The sequence below is a fragment of the Emticicia sp. SJ17W-69 genome (genome assembly GCF_051209875.1).
Classification (GTDB): domain Bacteria; phylum Bacteroidota; class Bacteroidia; order Cytophagales; family Spirosomataceae; genus Emticicia.
In genome coordinates this window covers 591,403-608,348 of sequence record NZ_JBNTQY010000001.1, presented here as the reverse complement: position 1 = coordinate 608,348, position 16,946 = coordinate 591,403, and the positions used below count along the sequence as shown (strand labels likewise).

Here is a 16,946-nt window from a genome sequence, read left to right as displayed (position 1 = left end):
ATTAGAGAAAAATGTCTGTTTTAAGATTAAAATTACCTACCGACCCAAGATGGGTTAATATTGTTGAGAAAAACATTGAAGAGATTCTTTCAGACCATGCTTGGTGTGAACAAAAAGCTGCTACCAATGCCATCACAATTGTCACAAACAATCCTGAATACCCAGACCTGGTAACTGATTTATTGGCATTAGCCAAAGAAGAATTAGAGCATTTTCAGATGGTACATGCCATTATCAGAAAACGAGGATTAACTTTCAAAAGAGAGCAAAAAGATAAATATGTAATAGAGTTAGCCGATTATATGAAGCGAAGTCACAGTGGCAGTCGTGTATCAGCTTTAGTAGAACGACTCCTTTTTTCAGCCATGATAGAGGCTCGAAGTTGTGAACGTTTCAAGTTACTTTCAGAAAATATTCGTGATGCCGAATTAGCTGTATTTTATAGACAACTTATGGAGAGTGAAGCGGGACATTATACCACTTTTATAACGTATGCCCGAAAATATGGCGTAGGTATCGACGTAGAAAAACGTTGGCGAGAATGGATAGCATTTGAAGATTCTGTAATAGCACGCTATGGAAAATCAGAAACTATTCATGGGTAAAGTTTGGAACTTCACACGAGTGTAATTATTCTCCATAACGCTATTCTCAAACTGACATCAGAAGATGCCAAAATGCCTCTACGAAGAGTAATTCTTTGCATATCAGGAAGACTTGACTTTCTCATAAAAATTTTGTATATTTAGTAATATTAAAACACAAATTATGACAAAAGAAAATACTGAGAGTAATCGCCATAACACATTAATTCTTATTGGAAATGGATTTGATTTAGCTCATGAAATGCCAATTTATAAGTTTTATGATGAAAAATTATCAACAAGTTATAGAGATTTTATAATATCTCAGATTTTGAAAGATTTTATCTACCAAAATTTAGACGATACAAATTTAGCCTCATACCCTCGTTACTTAAAATTTGATAACCCTAAAGGTGATAAAAAAGTAATATCAACGGATATGTATAGTTTGTTGAGATCTGGAGCAAATCTAAATAATAAAGAATATAAGATACTCAATAGTTTTTTTGGACATTTAATGAATATACAAAAATTGAAAGGGTGGGTTGATATTGAGTGTGAATATTTTGACTTACTCACTTTTCTATTTGAAACAGGGGGAGATATTTTTAAATTTAATGAAGAGTTTAGTCTAATAATTGAAGGTTTGAAGAAACATTTACAGGATATAGAAATTAATATAAAAAAAGAATGCAAACCAAAAGCGGAAATTCAAGCTCATTTTGATGAAATTATTCAGCAGTATACTGATATAGGAAATGTCCAAATACTAAATTTCAATTATACATCAACCCCCGAACTTTATTTAACACAATACGAAAACAGAGTAGAGGTGAATTACATACATGGGAAATTATTTGATGAACAAAATCCAATAATTTTTGGGTATGGAGACGAAGCTCATCCAAAATATAAACAAATAGAAGATTCTGGAAATAAAGATTATTTAAAGTTCTTAAAATCTTATGCTTATCTTCAAACCAACAATTATCACAATTTTTTGAGATTTATAGATTCTGACAATTTTGATGTAGTCATTATGGGGCATTCTTGTGGTATGTCTGATGGTGTTATGCTAAAAACAATATTCGAGCATCCTAACTGTCAAAATATAATTATAAAGTATTATCAATATATAAATAACGAGGGGAAAGCAATCAATGATTTTTTCGTTAAAACACAAGAAATAGCTCGACATTTCTCTGACAAAGCCATGTTTAGAAAAAAGGTTTTACCGATTTCTAATCCTGCGGTCACGCCTTTAATCCCTGTTTGACTAAATGTTCCACCACTACAAGAGATCATTCTCAGTTCGCCTATTTGTTCTACATTTAGTTGGTGTTTCAGTCATTCTCTGAACAGCAAAAAACTAAACCACATTAATCACTACATATTTTCTTCTAAACTCTATTGCAACATCATTTATCAAGAAAAGAATAAAAAATGAATGATATTTGCAGTAAATTTGTTTAAAAATTAAAATAATTCAAACGGTATGAGCGAATTAAATAAAAATATTGATGAAATAAAAAGTTTATATCCCAATGAATGGGTTTTAATTGGAAATCCAAAAATGGATAATTCAGAACTAAATGTCTTGTCGGGCATACCCATTTTACATAGCAAAGACAAAAAAGAAGTTTGTTATCTTGGCAAAAACAAAACAAGTGATTTTAAAACTATTACTGTTATTTATACAGGTACTTTCAAGCCTGTAAGGGCATTAACTGGGATTTTTAATAGTAATAAAAAATGACCTACAGTTTTGAAAGAATGGCTGATGGTGGATTAATAATTGTCAGCATTACGTTAGATAAAAAGAGTAAACTTAGAATGGTTCTTGATACTGGCTGCTCAAATACAACTATTGATAGCAATGCTTTGTATTTAGCAGGATATGAACTAAAAGATGCCATTGAGTTGGTTGAAATAGAAACTGCAAATGGAATTGTAGAATCCGAAGTTTTTGAAGTTCACCAAATAAAATCAATGGGAATTACAAAAAATAGATTTCAAATACAAGTCTATGACTTTTTATCTCATGGAATCTTCTCAAATTATGATGGTTTATTAGGGCTTGATTTTTTGGAAGGAACGAAGTTTTGCATAGACACCGATTTAAATGAAATTACAATAAGTAACAAGTAAATTTCAAAAATTACACCGCATCCACATCAACCACCACAAAAACTCCTCTAAACTCACGCAGGGTCATCACTTCATCAATTTTTTCTTGCAAGAAAACCTTTGCAGCTTTTATATTGAGTTTGTCTTTTTCAAGTTTTAGTAAAATATCAAACAAAAACTTATTTCTTACTCGCTCAACCATGGCTTTTTCGGGGCCAAGCACACGAGCTTTGCCAAGTTTTTCTAATAATTTATTAGCCAACCAATGAGCAGCTTTTTCAGCTTTGTCTTGCTCTTCATGTTTCACCGTTATCGAAATCACACGAGTAAAAGGCGGATAAAAATACCCTTCTCGCTCCTTGATTTCGTCATTATAATAACCCATATAGTCATTATTGACTACTTTATGTAACAAGCTTTGTTGGGTATTATTGGTCTGAATCAATACCAAGCCTTTTTTCTCACGTCGGCCTGCCCTCCCACTCACTTGCGTAAGCATTTGAAAAGCTCGCTCTGCCGCCCGAAAATCAGGGAAATGAATCATGCGGTCAGCATCAAAAATTCCAACCAAACTCACTCGGTCAAAATCAAGTCCTTTGCTAATCATCTGCGTGCCAACCAAAATATCGGTATTTCCTTGCTCAAATTCTCCAAGAATATTTTGGTACGCATTTTTTGTGCGGGTAGTGTCCAAATCCATACGTTGTACACGAGCCGTTGGGTACATGATTCGCAAATCATCTTCCAATTTTTCTGTACCGAAACCCACCGTTTTTATTTTTCCCGAACCACAAACAGGACAAGCCCTTGGAATCTCTTCTTTATGTCCACAATAATGGCAACGCAACTCTTTAGAATCTAAATGATAAGTCAAACTCACAGCACATTGCTCACATTCACCAATCCAATTACATTCTTGACAATTCAAATAAGGCGAATACCCACGTCGATTTTGAAAAATAATCGTTTGCTCACAAATGGCTAAATTATGCTCAATATGATGACACAATGTTCCAGAAAAGTCATTTTTCATGGTTTTTGCCTTGCGTTCGGCCTTCAGATCAATCAAATGAATATCGGGTAGTTGGGCATTTCCGTAGCGTTGGTTAAGCGTCACCAAACCATATTTTCCTGTGGTGGCTTGGTAATAACTTTCGAGTGATGGTGTGGCCGAACCTAACAAGATTTTTGCTCCTTGTTTCAGTCCCAACATAATGGCTACATCACGTGCATGATAGCGAGGAGCAGGGTCATATTGCTTGTACGAACCTTCGTGTTCTTCATCAACAATGACCAAACCCAAATTATCCATTGGTAAAAAAACTGCCGAACGCACACCCACCACAAATTGGTATCTTCCTTCCAAAACTCCTCGCCAAACTTCTACCCGCTCATTGTCTGAAAATTTGGAATGATAAACGCCCATTTTATCTCCAAAAACTCGCTTCATACGTACTACAATTTGAGTAGTAAGGGCAATTTCTGGTAAAAGAAACAATACTTGAGAGCCACCTTCCAACACCTGTTGAATCAAATCAATATAAATCTCAGTTTTTCCACTTCCAGTAATGCCATGCAACAAAACCACATCTTTCTCTTGAAAGCTCGATAATACTTCGTTGCTTGCTTGCTGTTGGGCAGTTGTCAGTTCAATTTTCACGGGCTCAGTAGGCATATCATCACCAAAGCGAGAAACCACTACTTCAAATTGTTCTAAAATACCTTTCTCAATTAATTTATTAAGCGAAGAATCAGAAGTTTCGCCTTGTGTAAAAAATGATTTATCTACACCCAATTGATTGCGTTCACGCAATTGGTGCATTGGTATTTGTCTTAAATACTCTAAAATAACCGTTTGCTGTTTAGCATTTTTTGCCAAAGAATCAATCAAATTTGCCGCTTCTTCGCTTCCTTCATAAACCCTTTTTAGCCGAACTTTCTTAGCAATTTTTGGTTTGTATTTTTCTTTAACTTCTTCATACATGATAATGGCATGCTTGCCAATCAACGATTTTATCATGGTGTTGATATTGGCATCACCCACAAATTTGATTGCATCATCATAAGTCAAAGAAGTATGATTTTTTAGAATGTCTAAAAAATCAATTTCATTTTCTTCTAAAAGCTCTGAGTGGTCAAATTCTGGATTAATTTGAATCCTTGATTGACTCGTCACTTTCAAACCTGAGGGTACAGCAACATTCATCACCTCTCCTACACAACACATATAATAATCGGCAATCCAATCAAACAACCAAAGCTGTTGTTTGGTGATAAGTGGCTCAGTATCAAGTAATTCTAAAATATATTTTGCCTGATATTTTTCAGGGGGTGTGTTATGAATACGCCCAACTACTGCCGTTACCACACGATTTTTGCCAAATTGTACAATCACTCTTGCTCCAATTTTTATTTCATCGACAAAATTTCTCGGCACACGATAAGTAAACATTCGTGGAATCGGCACGGGCAAAATCACATCGGCAAAATAAGTTGTTTCAACAGAAAAAAGACCTTCCATTTATAATGAATAATGTAAAATGAAGAATGTAGAATGAAAACGCTATAAAAATCGTCTATTAAATACATCCTGAAGAATACTTCAAAGGTACTAAATTCAATCGTTGCTTGGGAAAAAGTACCTTACAAATATCATAACACTAAATGAGTCTAAATAATTTTCGGCTACTCGCTTGCAAATATTATGCACGCATACTATTTTTGTTGGTATTGAGTTACAATAGAAATTATTCATCATTCTTAATTAAAAAAATGGTAGAAACTATCGAATATAAAGTGCCAACAATGGCAGAAATGGCAGCCAATGGTCAAGAACCTGAAGTATTGTTTTGGGTGGGTTGTGCAGGTTCGTTCGATGACCGATATAAAAAAGTAACCATTTCTTTTGTAAAGATTTTGAATAAAATCGGCGTAAAATTTGCCGTTTTGGGTACAGAAGAAGCCTGTACAGGCGACCCAGCACGTAGAGCAGGAAATGAATTTACTTTTCAAATGCTTGCTCAACAAAATATTCAGGTATTGAATGGTTATGGTGTCAAGAAAATTGTAACGGCTTGTCCGCATTGTTTCAATACACTCAAAAACGAATACCCAGAATTAGGTGGAAACTACGAAGTGATTCATCATTCTACCTATTTACAACAATTAATCAACGAAGGACGTGTAAAAATAGCAGGTGGAGGAAGTTTCAAAGGGCAAAAAATCACTTACCATGATTCATGTTATTTAGGTCGTGCCAATGATATTTATGAAGCTCCACGCCAATTATTAGAAAATTTAGATGCCGAACTGGTAGAAATGAAGCGTTGTAAAACCAACGGACTTTGTTGTGGTGCGGGCGGTGGACAAATGTTTAAAGAACCAGAAAAAGGCACAAAAGATGTCAATATTGAGCGAATTGAAGACGCTTTGGCTACTGGTGCAAAAACCATTGCCGTTGCTTGTCCTTTCTGTATGGTAATGATGTCGGACGGAGTAAAAAACAAAGAGCGAGAACATGATGTAAAAGTTTATGACTTGGCCGAATTATTGGAGCAAGCAATGTAGAACAAGTTGGAAACTTATTCTACAAAAATTTTAATTGACTTTTTCGGAGACTATTTTCATAAAAATATTGTTTACAGATTAATTGTGGCACACTTTTGAAGTGTGCCACAATTTTTTAACCATATTTTTATGTACGTAGATTTCGATAAAATTCCGCAAAATGCCCGCATTTGGGTATATCAAACCAATCGTCAATTAACTGATAATGAGGCGAGTACGATTGAGAACTATTTAAAACCAGTCGTCAATCAATGGGCTGCTCATGGAGCATCTTTGTTGGCTTCAGCGAAAGTTTTGCATAATCGTTTTGTCATTATTGCCCTCGACCAAAGCTTCAATGAGGCCAGTGGATGCTCAATTGATGCTTCTACTCGTTGGTTTAAAGAATTGGGAGATGCTCTAAACATAGATTTTTTTGACCGTTCACAAGCCTATTTGGATGGTATTGAAATCAAAACTTTCTCAGTTTTTCAATCAAAAAAGGCAGTTGAAAGTGGCCTTATTTCACCTGATACACTTATTTTCAATAATGTTAATTTATCCATTTTGGGAGATTTGGCTAATAAATGGCAAATCAAGGCTTTTGAAGCCCCAACTTTGAAAAGATTTTTTGCAAAAGATTTAGTTTAATTCTACGATGGATGATGTTCTAACATCATCCCACATATATGGCTGAAACATTATATATTCCAGAGAATGCCTCTCGTAAAGAGGTTTATGATAGTATTATTCCTCAAATCGAAGGACTTTTGAGTGGAGAAACTGATGAAATCGCTAATTTATCAAACTTTGTTGCCGCTTTGAAGGAAGCTTTTGATTTCTTTTGGGTAGGATTTTATATCAAGCGTGAAAATCAATTAGTTTTAGGGCCATTCCAAGGGCCGATTGCTTGTACTCGTATTAACTTTGATAAAGGTGTTTGCGGATTTACTTATCGCACAAAAGAAACAGTCATCGTTCCGAACGTTGATGAATTTCCTGGGCATATTGCTTGCAGTTCAGCTTCAAAATCTGAAATAGTTTTACCTGTTTTTGATAAAAATGGTGAAGTTTTGATGGTTTTAGATGTTGATAGCGATAAATTAGATGATTTTTCGGAAGTTGATAAAGAAGGGTTAGAGCAGTTGGTAAAGATTTTAGAAAAAACTTTTTGAGAGAAATTACTTAATTCTAAAAGCATTTTTCATTATCCATTTTACATTCTCCATTAAAAATGAACACATTATTTCCAGTATTTTTGAAACTCGAAGAACTGCATACACTTGTGGTAGGCGGAGGAAATGTGGGTTTAGAGAAACTTGAAGCTATTTTCAGAAATTCCCCAAAAGCAACAGTGACACTCGTTGCCCCCGAAATTCGTGACGAAATCAAGGCTTTAGTACCACACCATAATCTTACTTTGATTCAAGAAAAATACCATATTTCTCATCTCGAAGGAATGGATATTGTTACAGCAGGAACTGATAGCAAAGAAGTAAACCGACAAGTACGAGATGACTGTAAAACCAAACGTATATTAGTCAATATAGCTGATACACCCGATTTATGTGATTTTTATTTGAGTTCGGTAGTAGTGAAAGACGATTTGAAAATTGCTATTTCAACCAACGGGAAGTCGCCAACTTTTGCGAAGCGTTTCCGTGAAATTTTAGAAGAAATCATTCCTGAAAATTTACAAGAAACTTTGAATAACTTACAGGCTATTAGAAATAAACTCAAAGGAGATTTTCAGAGTAAAGTGCAAAAATTGAATGAAATTACGAAGGTTATGCAAGAGTAAGCTAACTTTTTTGAAAAACTTCAACAAAATCCTTCATTGATAATATTCGAGTTGATGCATATTTCTCCAATTCTAATAAATCAGGGTCACCTGTAGTCAAAAACTTTGCTTTTGCATCACGACATAGACTTAACAAAAAGTAATCGTTGGCATCTCTACCTAATTTTACCTTTGAACTAACAATAATTTTCAAAGAATATGCTTGAAAAGAAGAAAGAAATGCTTCTATGATTTCAGTTGTGATTCCTTTCTTCTTAAAATAATTAACTTCTGGAAAATGTCTTATTTCTTCCAAAATTTTATCTGAATAACAAATATCGAAGTATTTAAGATTATCTAATAGCCATAAATAACGTTTTTGTGTTATTCCACCAAGCAACACACTTGCAATAATATTAGGGTCAATAACTACTCTTATTTTATTGGTAGTCATATTTTTTACGAATGGTTTTTACTGCCTTGTTCACTTCTGATTGAGTGTGTGTATGCTTTGGTAATCCACCTAAAAACGCCTTTGCACTCTCAACAGCCTCCGATTTTTTAGTTGGCTTTTTTAATGCTTTCACCTCAATAAAATCTAATGACTTTAAGTATTTAATCAATGCATTAGATTGACTATCGTTTTTCGTGTTTATGATATATTGACTCATTTTTTATGAATTTATAAACAAATTTATCATATTTTATATAAAAAACTAAAATTTAGGCAACTACCAGTTTATTCTTACGTTCACCGATCTGTTGACGCCACATGGCATAATAAAGTCCTTTTTCTACCAAAAGTTCTTCATGCTTGCCTACTTCAATGATTTTTCCTTGTTCTAAAACAAAAATCCTATCGGCGTGCATTACCGTGCTTAGTCGGTGAGCAATCATCACCGTAATATAATCGCCTTGGGCGGTTACGTCTTTTACGGTGTTTGTTATTTCTTCTTCAGTCAATGAATCTAAAGCAGAAGTAGCTTCATCAAAAACAAAGATTTTAGGATTTCTCAATAAAGCTCTTGCAATTGATAAGCGTTGTTTTTCTCCACCCGAAATCTTGATTCCTCCTTCTCCAATGACAGTATCAACGCCATTTTCAGCTCTTGCCAATAGATTTTGACAAGCTGCTTTATTTAAAGCATCCATTATTTCGGCATCAGTCGCACGTGGTTGTGCAAAAAGCAAGTTTTCTTTGATTGTTCCTGAAAACAATTGCGTATCTTGTGTTACAAAGCCAATTTGCGAGCGTAATTCTTCAATATTTATTTCATTTGAAGGCAAATTATTATAGAAAACAGTTCCTTCTGATGGATTATAAAGTCCAACTAAAAGTTTCACCAGCGTAGTTTTTCCCGAACCTGATGGCCCCACAAAAGCAACTGTTTGACCTTTATGTACTTCAAAACTTACATCATCCAATGCTTTTCCTTGAGCGGTCAGGTGACTAAAACTTACATCCGCAAATTTCAAATGATTCACAGCACCTAATTTTGTTGGGTGGTCGGGAGTAACTTCAATTGGATTATTCAATAATTTTTGAAAATTGTTCAAAGATGCTTCTGCTTCACGGTAAGCAATGATTACATTACCCATTTCTTGCATAGGTCCAAAAACAAAAAACGAACAAAATTGCAATGTAAGTAGCTGACCAACAGTCATTTGATCTTTGAAAATCAACAATAATAAAAGAAATAAAATTGCTTGGCGAAGAAAGTTTACGAATGTTCCTTGAATAAAACCAATACTACGAATACTGCGAACTTTCTTCAATTCTAATTGTAAGATTTTCAAAGTATTTAAGTTCAAACGTTTGATTTCTTGGTCGGTCAAACCCAAACTTTTAATTAATTCGATGTTTCTGAGTGATTCGGTTGTTGTACCTGCCAACGAAGTTGTTTCTTTGGTAATTGTGCGTTGAATTTCTTTGATTTTTCTACTCAAAACCCTTGTCAATGCTGCCAAAGCGGCGGCTCCGCCCAAATACACAAAGAATAACCAAGGACTAATACCAAAATGAAAAATATAGACATTCAGCACAATGATACCAATCAAAGAAGTAAAACCAACATTGACAAAAAGTGTGATGAATTTCTCAGTATCGGTACGTACTTTCTGTAGAACTGACAATGTTTCTCCACTTCGTTGGTCTTCAAATTGTTGGTATGGAAGTTTCAGTGTATGCTTCAAGCCATCGGTAAAAATGGAAGCTCCGAATTTCTGAATAACCATATTCATCACATAATCTTGGAGTGTTTTGGCAATGCGACTTACCATTGCCACGCCTACAACAGCAGCAAGCATCAATAAAACGCCTGCGGTATAATCGGCTTGTGTAAATGTTTTTGCTTTTCCAGCATATTCGTCCACTATTTTTCCAAAAATTAGCGGATCAAGCAATGAAAAAGTTTGATTGATAGCTGCCAAAAATAAAGCTAAAACTACTTGCCAGCGATAGCGGCTAAGGTAATGTAAAAGAAGTTTCATTTAATATTCCTCCTCGGGATAAAATAAAGTGTAGGTATTATGTCTTTCAACAAAGCATTTTCGTAAATAATTCCAAAATTTTCAATCGAAAACAAGCTATATTTACAAAAATCATCTACATTTTCAGCCAAAACACGCTTGTAAATTACCATTCTTACAAAGATACTTTTTTGGTAATCATTTTTAAGAAACCTTTACCAACCAAAAACTAAACCGATATGACACCATTACGTACAAAATCATTCATTAGAAAAGTAAAAGATATTACCATCAGTAGTACGCTTGCCTTAGCAATTTTGAGCGGAGGAATGACCCTACAAAGTTGTGGCAGTGACTCTGACGATGAATACGAATATGAAGATGTAGAAGTTTATACTAAAGGGGTAAAAACTTATATTTCTGAAACCTCAAAGGGAGTTTTTAAGATTTCAGAAGAAAAAGAAGTCCCTGCTGACAGTTCGATGGCAATTGTAACTTATTTGGATGGTCGACAAGAAAAACTTTCGCCACCATTAGTTAAAAGCCTGATAGACAATGAAATAAAAACCGATTCTGCTTCCATTGGTGAAAAGAGTAATCTCCCAAATGCCCTACTTTTTGGTGGAATGGGTTATTTATTAGCAAAAACTGTAAGTCCAAATTATGCCACTTATCGCCCAGATGTTAGTCAATTGCAAGCAAATAATGCTACTTCAAAATCAGATTCTACGCAAAGAAGACATTATCATCGTAGTCATTTTGGAGGTGGTAATATGTTGATGGCATATTATTTAACATCGAGAGCTTTTAGTAACTCAAATTCGATTCATCAAAACATTGGAAATTCTCGTACAACCATTTCTCGACCTGTAGGCGGTAGAAGTGGATTCTTCCATAGTTCAAGTCATGGAAGTCATCATTCATAAAACAATTATCCTTTTGTAGAGCAATTTTCCAAATTGTTCACTATTGTCTAATACTACATTGAACAATTTGGAAAATTGTTCTACATACAAAAAATGAAATTAAAAAACTTATCAATTCCGCCAGAAACATCACTTAGAAATGCTGGCTGGGATTGGATGCTGGGAGAAAATACATTGCCCTATATCACCAACGAAATGGTGATTGTTTCAGAAACTGAAGCAGAAAAATATTATGATGCAGCCAACGAATTATACGAAATGTATATCGAAGCAGCACAAAATGTGATTGATAATCAACGTTTTATAGAATTAGGAATTCCAGAGAACTTGGTTGAATTGGTAAAATATTCTTGGGAAAATGATGCTCATTGGCATCTTTATGGGCGTTTTGATTTGAGCGGAGGTTTGGATGGAAAACCAATAAAATTAATTGAATTCAATGCCGATACTGCTACTTGTATTCCCGAAACTTCGGTGGTACAATGGGCTTCCTTGAAAGCAAATGGCTTGGATGAAAGTAAACAATTCAATACACTTTATGAAGCTTTGGTTGAAAATTTCAAAGAATTACAAAGACAAAATCCTTACTTCGAACCCACTTTATTGATTTCAACAATGAAGGATTTTCCGGAAGATGATACCAATATGCAGGTTTTGGGCGAAGCAGCCAAAGAAGCAGGTTTTGAAGTAGCTTTTGAGTATATTGAAAATGTGGAATTTTCGCCCATTGAAGGGATTTTCAAGCAAAATCCAAATGGTGGCAATTTCATCAAATACGATTATTGGTTTAAACTTGTTCCTTGGGAATATGTTGGCTGGGACGAACCCGAATTATCAGGAATTTTAACACAAATAGCCGTCAATAAAAAAGCAATTATTTTAAATCCTGCTTACACTTTGCTTTTCCAGTCAAAGGCAATTTTGAAGGTTTTATGGGAATTATTCCCTAATCACCCACTTTTATTACAAACCGAAAATCAATCAATTTTGGGCAAATATTGTGTAGAAAAGGTGCTTTTTGGGCGTGAAGGAGCCAATGTGAAAATGATTTCACCTTCGGGAACAGCTTTAGAGAAAACCGATGGAGAGTATTTTGAACAAAAAACTATTTTTCAAGAATACACTGAATTTTTACAAGATTCGGCAGGGCATTCTTACCAAGCAGGTGTTTTTTTTGCAGGAGAGGCTTGTGGATTAGGTTTTCGTAGAGGTGGAAAAATATTGGATAATACTGCTCAGTTTTGCGGACATATTGTTGAATAGATAAAATATATTTTACGCAATGTAGAGACAAGGCATGCCTTGTCTCTACATACATATTATATAAATCTAATTTCCTTTAAAATCTCTGCACCGCCACTTTCTAAAACTTCTTTTGCCAATTCTTCACCTAATTTTTCCGCTTGGTCGGCAGGTCTTTTGCTATATTTTCTTACAATTATTTGTCCGTCTAAACTGATAATTCCCGCCGTCATTTCAAGTTCTATATGCCCATTTTTTTCGTCAGAAATGCACCAACCAAAAGATGGAATCGAACAGCCTCCTTGTAATTTACGTAAATAGGCACGCTCGGCAATTAGACAATTTTCAGTAATATTATTGTTTATTAGCTCTCTGATAGCCAATTTCTTATCTTCCGAAAGACTCTTTGCTGCTTCTATGGCTACACAACCTTGTCCAACTGGAGGAGTAAATTCTTCAGTCGATAATTGTTCAACGATGAGATCGTGATAACCCATGCGATGTACACCTGCATAAGCAAGCAAAATCGCATCGCATTGCCCCTCTTCAAGTTTGCGTAAACGGGTTTGAAGATTGCCTCTCATATCTACAATTTCAATATGTGGAAAATAATGTTTTAACATCGCTACTCTCCTTGTCGAAGATGTACCAACCACAAATTTTTGTCCATTATTAAGCGAAAGTTCTTTATTGAAACTCACCAATACATCATTTATTTTTTCACGCTCTGTAAAAGCAATAATTTCTAAATCATCCGCGAGTTCTGATTGTAAATCTTTAGCAGAATGGACAGCAATATCAATTTCTCCAGAGCGAAGTTGGTCTTCCAATTCTTCCGTAAAAACGCCTTTGCTACCAATCTTTGACAAAGCACGGTCAAGGATTTTATCACCCTTTGTATCAATGATAACTATCTCAGTATCAATGTTTTGTAACTCTAATTTTTCTTGCACATAATAGGCTTGCCAAAGAGCTAATTTGCTGCCACGAGTACCAATTTTTATTTTCATATTCTGTGGGACGAACTGGAAGTTCGTCCATAAAAACGTATTAAATTTCTTTATTATAAATTTTACGAATACTTACGAAATTTTTGTATACTTGGTAAGTTTATCTCATCAATCTTGCAATAGCAAGCGAAATATCCAAAAATACAATTTTAGCCCGAGCATTCCGCTCAATGTGGTAATGTGATTCACTCAAAAGTGTTGTTATTTGCTCCAAATTATTGATATTCAATACATTAGAAAATTTCTGAACAAATATCAATTCATCTCCTTCAAGTTTAATGAGACTTTCGCCACCATGACGATACAAGAATATTTCTCGAAAAATCTTCAAACCATATTCCAACATTGCTTTTTGGTATTCTTTACCTTTGGTATCAAATTCGTCGGCCATTGGCACCAATTTCTGAATATTTAAAGCGTAGCACATCCGCATCCAAGTTGCAAACCAGCTATGTTCATCATCTTCAGTTTTATTAGCAATTTCTAAAGACCGATTCAAATTTCCATCCGACAAATAAGCAATTTGCTTTGCTCTTTCACTCGTAACTTGTTGATTATTAATTAAATATGCTGCTATTTCTTCATCCGAAAAATTGCGTATTGCCACTCGCTGCGTTCGTGAAATAATCGTTGTCAAGAGTTTGTCCATGCTATTGACTACGAGTAAAAACAATGTTTGCTCAGGTGGCTCTTCTAAAATTTTCAATAATGCGTTTCCTGCGGCGATATTTAATATTTCTGCTTGCCAAATAATAACAATTTTATAACCACCTTCATACGATTTCAAAGATAATTTTTGAATCAACTGACGAGATTCTTCAGCAGGAATATTCCCTTGTTTGATTGCAATTTTTTCAAGCCAATCTGATAAATTCCCATAAGGCGTTTCCTTTACAAAAGCACGCCATTGCACCATAAAATTCTCAGAAAGCACTGATTTTCCACCCGCTGTTGGAAATATATAATTGACATCAGGATGAGCCAATTTACTCATTTTTGTACAATTTGGGCAGCGTCCACACGCGTCATCAGCTTGTTTATCTTCACAATTGATATAAGTTGCATATGCCAAAGCCATTGCTAAATTAGCACTACCTTCGCCCCCATGAAACAACTGGGCATGGGCAACATGATTATTATTGACCGCTCGGATGAGCGATTGTTTTACATCATTAAGACCTGTAATTTCACGAAAAAGCATGTAACGAAGAGTATTTACGATTTACGAATGACGATTTACGAATAGATTCATCATTTGTCATTAAAACAAATATGTTTAAGAATTTGAACCTCTGCCTCGGTCAATTGCTTATCTCTTCTTTGCATCGTAGCATTGATTACTTGAATTGCTTTATCGAAACGATAATCCACATATTCAGTATCTACTCCACCCCAAGTGAACGATGGAATATATTTATCTTGAAATCCAGCCCCATAAACATTAGAACTCACTCCCACGACTGTACCAGTATTAAACATTGTACTGATGCCCGCTTTGGTATAATCACCCATGAAAAGTCCACAAAATAGTTCTCCAGTTTTTTCGAGCTGTTTGGTGGCATAATTATACAATTTTACTTCAGTATAATCATTTTTTAGGTTAGAATTATTACAGTTTGCACCTAAATTACACCATTCTCCAATCACCGAACCACCTAAAAAACCATCGTGTGCTTTATTTGAATAACCAAAAAATACCGAACTACCTACTTCACCACCCGCACGACAAAAAGGCCCGAGCGTGGTATTTGGACGCATCTTGCTTCCCCAAGCCACAATACTACTTTCTCCTGCTGAAAATGGTCCTATCACTACTGCTCCTTCTTGAATAATCGCATTTTTGCCAATATAAATTGGGCCTTGTTCTGCATTCAAGATAACAGCTTTGATGCTTGCCCCCTCTTCTACAAAAACATTTTCAGGAGCATATACTCGAGTAAAGGGGTCTGTTATTTCTTGTGATCTTCTACCATTAGTAATAAGTTTGAAATCAGCTTTTATTTGTTCTCCATTATTGAGAAATATATCAGGTAAATTTTTAATTATTGTTACCTTTCCTGAAAACTCTTTTTTTATAAAAGTCTGATAATCAAAATTATACGTAAGATTTTTTTTGGTTTTTATGGCTAAAACGGTTTCTTTTGAAATTAACAATTCACCGTCTTGAAGTTCTCGAATCTCACTTAAAAGTGCCTCATTTGGACAAACTGCCCCACTAATGAAAGTTTTTATTTCAGTTGTTTGAGGCGTATTTCTTTGTAAATATTCTTCAGTCAAATCTGAGATTTCAGTCGAAAGAACCTTCTCCCATTTTTCACGAATCGTCAGTGTACCGCAGCGGATTTCAGCAATCGGGCGAATAAACGTAAATGGTTTTAACTGATTTCTGATTTGTTGGTCATCAAAAAGAATGTAATTCATTTTTTCCTTTGGTTGTTTCAGGGTACAAATCTAAGGAAAAAATATGGAGAGGGCTTAAAAATGATGCTTTTAGAATAAAGTTAAAAAAAATAATCCTGCAAGGTTTAAAAAAAACCTTACAGGATTTATCGAACAAATTAGTTTTTCTTACACAGTATTTTTGTTAAATTCATGTAAGCTATATTTGGCAACTACATCTTCTGGTACACCTTCCCATTGATTAGGGACATTTCCCATGTAGCCCAAATCTTTAAATCCTATTGGTGAAGTGTAAAAGCCTGTAACAACAAAATTGCGAATATGCGAAAAGAATGAAGCTCCGTGCTTAAACGCTGGTTTAACTTTTTCTGGGTATGCAATGTCGTCAACAATTTCGATTTGCTGCGTTTTGCTACAAAGTATAAACTTTTTACCAAACCTTTTCTTTGATTCAATGTCAAGCCACATCAAACCACCACGCATTTTATCTTGGTGTTGCGGTTGGTCTTTCATCATGAATTCAATAAAAGCTGGTACACCCGATTGGGTTGCACTGCCAGAATGAGAATCAGCCGGAATGATAATATCGCTTAAAACTGCTACTGTTTTTAGCTCGTGAGGAGTAAAAAAAGTTTCAGCTTTTAATTTTGCATCACGAATGGCTTCTTCTTTTAATCTACCATTGGGTACAACAATTGGTTTTTCGGGAGCAATAGTTAGGTTGCCATCTATGTAAGATGCAGCCAATTCTCCCGAAGGAGTTGCAGCAAGTCCAAGACTTCCGAGTGATATATTTTTAAGAATTTCTCTACGTTTCATGTCAATTTTGAATGAATGAATTGATGAATGAGTGAATTTTAGT

The 16,946-nt window shown here is 34.8% G+C and carries 18 protein-coding genes; 10 read left to right on the top strand and 8 right to left on the bottom strand.

All coding sequences use genetic code 11. The features are described 5' to 3' along the window. The first annotated feature begins 11 nt into the window (after nt 1–11). From ACQUQZ_RS02710 to ACQUQZ_RS02695, 4 genes are all read left to right on the top strand, one after another. Complete coding sequence (locus ACQUQZ_RS02710) at nt 12–605, top strand: tRNA-(ms[2]io[6]A)-hydroxylase (protein ID WP_435353206.1); 594 nt, start codon at nt 12–14, stop codon at nt 603–605. 163 nt (nt 606–768) lie between these two features. Beyond that, the gene (locus ACQUQZ_RS02705) at nt 769–1,860 is read left to right on the top strand and encodes an AbiH family protein (RefSeq protein WP_435353205.1); all 1,092 of its coding nucleotides are present in this window, start codon (nt 769–771) and stop codon (nt 1,858–1,860) included. A gap of 219 nt (nt 1,861–2,079) precedes the next feature. After that, nucleotides 2,080–2,340, top strand: coding sequence for a hypothetical protein (locus tag ACQUQZ_RS02700; protein ID WP_435353204.1), 261 nt, complete (start codon nt 2,080–2,082; stop codon nt 2,338–2,340). Continuing rightward, complete coding sequence (locus ACQUQZ_RS02695; protein WP_435353203.1) at nt 2,337–2,732, top strand: aspartyl protease family protein; 396 nt, start codon at nt 2,337–2,339, stop codon at nt 2,730–2,732. The genes ACQUQZ_RS02700 and ACQUQZ_RS02695 overlap by 4 nt, the downstream gene beginning before the upstream one ends. 10 nt (nt 2,733–2,742) lie before the next feature. On the opposite strand, the gene priA is transcribed toward ACQUQZ_RS02695, so the two are convergent. Beyond that, complete coding sequence (gene priA / locus ACQUQZ_RS02690) at nt 2,743–5,232, bottom strand: replication restart helicase PriA (protein WP_435353202.1); 2,490 nt, start codon at nt 5,230–5,232, stop codon at nt 2,743–2,745. A gap of 251 nt (nt 5,233–5,483) precedes the next feature. Between priA and ACQUQZ_RS02685 the strand changes: the two genes are divergently transcribed. From ACQUQZ_RS02685 to ACQUQZ_RS02670, 4 genes are all read left to right on the top strand, one after another. Then, the gene (locus ACQUQZ_RS02685) at nt 5,484–6,278 is read left to right on the top strand and encodes a (Fe-S)-binding protein (RefSeq protein ID WP_435353201.1); all 795 of its coding nucleotides are present in this window, start codon (nt 5,484–5,486) and stop codon (nt 6,276–6,278) included. A 129-nt stretch (nt 6,279–6,407) separates the two neighbouring features. Further along, nucleotides 6,408–6,908 carry a hypothetical protein gene (locus ACQUQZ_RS02680; protein ID WP_435353200.1) on the top strand — a complete coding sequence of 167 codons (501 nt, stop codon included), beginning with the start codon at nt 6,408–6,410 and terminating at the stop codon, nt 6,906–6,908. Nucleotides 6,909–6,946: 38 nt separating this feature from the next. Continuing rightward, on the top strand, nt 6,947–7,432 hold the full coding sequence (locus ACQUQZ_RS02675; protein ID WP_435353199.1) for a GAF domain-containing protein: 486 nt from the start codon (nt 6,947–6,949) through the stop codon (nt 7,430–7,432). Between the two features lie 59 nt (nt 7,433–7,491). Next, entirely contained in the window at nt 7,492–8,058 is a 567-nt protein-coding gene (locus ACQUQZ_RS02670; protein ID WP_435353198.1) for a precorrin-2 dehydrogenase/sirohydrochlorin ferrochelatase family protein, read from the top strand. A 1-nt stretch (nt 8,059) separates the two neighbouring features. Here ACQUQZ_RS02670 and ACQUQZ_RS02665 read toward each other — a convergent pair whose 3' ends face one another. Genes ACQUQZ_RS02665 through ACQUQZ_RS02655 form a run of 3 tightly spaced genes read right to left on the bottom strand, consistent with a single transcriptional unit; the run spans nt 8,060 to nt 10,527 of the window. Further along, nucleotides 8,060–8,491 carry a putative toxin-antitoxin system toxin component, PIN family gene (locus ACQUQZ_RS02665; RefSeq protein WP_435353197.1) on the bottom strand — a complete coding sequence of 144 codons (432 nt, stop codon included), beginning with the start codon at nt 8,489–8,491 and terminating at the stop codon, nt 8,060–8,062. Then, nucleotides 8,478–8,708, bottom strand: coding sequence for a hypothetical protein (locus ACQUQZ_RS02660; RefSeq protein ID WP_435353196.1), 231 nt, complete (start codon nt 8,706–8,708; stop codon nt 8,478–8,480). Before ACQUQZ_RS02660 ends, ACQUQZ_RS02665 begins: the two co-directional genes overlap by 14 nt. 52 nt (nt 8,709–8,760) lie before the next feature. After that, nucleotides 8,761–10,527, bottom strand: a complete 1,767-nt coding sequence (locus ACQUQZ_RS02655) for an ABC transporter ATP-binding protein (protein ID WP_435353195.1) — start codon at nt 10,525–10,527, stop codon at nt 8,761–8,763. 218 nt (nt 10,528–10,745) lie between these two features. Between ACQUQZ_RS02655 and ACQUQZ_RS02650 the strand changes: the two genes are divergently transcribed. Next, nucleotides 10,746–11,432: a hypothetical protein gene (locus ACQUQZ_RS02650; protein WP_435353194.1), complete on the top strand. Its 687-nt coding sequence runs from the start codon at nt 10,746–10,748 to the stop codon at nt 11,430–11,432. A gap of 93 nt (nt 11,433–11,525) precedes the next feature. Further along, nucleotides 11,526–12,695, top strand: coding sequence for a glutathionylspermidine synthase family protein (locus tag ACQUQZ_RS02645; protein ID WP_435353193.1), 1,170 nt, complete (start codon nt 11,526–11,528; stop codon nt 12,693–12,695). A gap of 56 nt (nt 12,696–12,751) precedes the next feature. Here the strand turns inward: ACQUQZ_RS02645 and hemC are convergent, their stop codons facing one another. From hemC to ACQUQZ_RS02625, 4 genes are all read right to left on the bottom strand, one after another. Then, nucleotides 12,752–13,684: a hydroxymethylbilane synthase gene (gene hemC / locus ACQUQZ_RS02640; protein ID WP_435353192.1), complete on the bottom strand. Its 933-nt coding sequence runs from the start codon at nt 13,682–13,684 to the stop codon at nt 12,752–12,754. Nucleotides 13,685–13,784: 100 nt separating this feature from the next. Further along, a complete protein-coding gene (gene holB / locus ACQUQZ_RS02635; RefSeq protein ID WP_435353191.1) occupies nt 13,785–14,885 on the bottom strand; it encodes a DNA polymerase III subunit delta' in 1,101 nt (366 codons plus the stop codon). Nucleotides 14,886–14,935: 50 nt separating this feature from the next. Next, entirely contained in the window at nt 14,936–16,105 is a 1,170-nt protein-coding gene (locus ACQUQZ_RS02630; protein WP_435353190.1) for a putative sugar nucleotidyl transferase, read from the bottom strand. 147 nt (nt 16,106–16,252) lie between these two features. After that, nucleotides 16,253–16,903 carry a gluconate 2-dehydrogenase subunit 3 family protein gene (locus tag ACQUQZ_RS02625; protein WP_435353189.1) on the bottom strand — a complete coding sequence of 217 codons (651 nt, stop codon included), beginning with the start codon at nt 16,901–16,903 and terminating at the stop codon, nt 16,253–16,255. Nucleotides 16,904–16,946 lie beyond the last annotated feature (43 nt).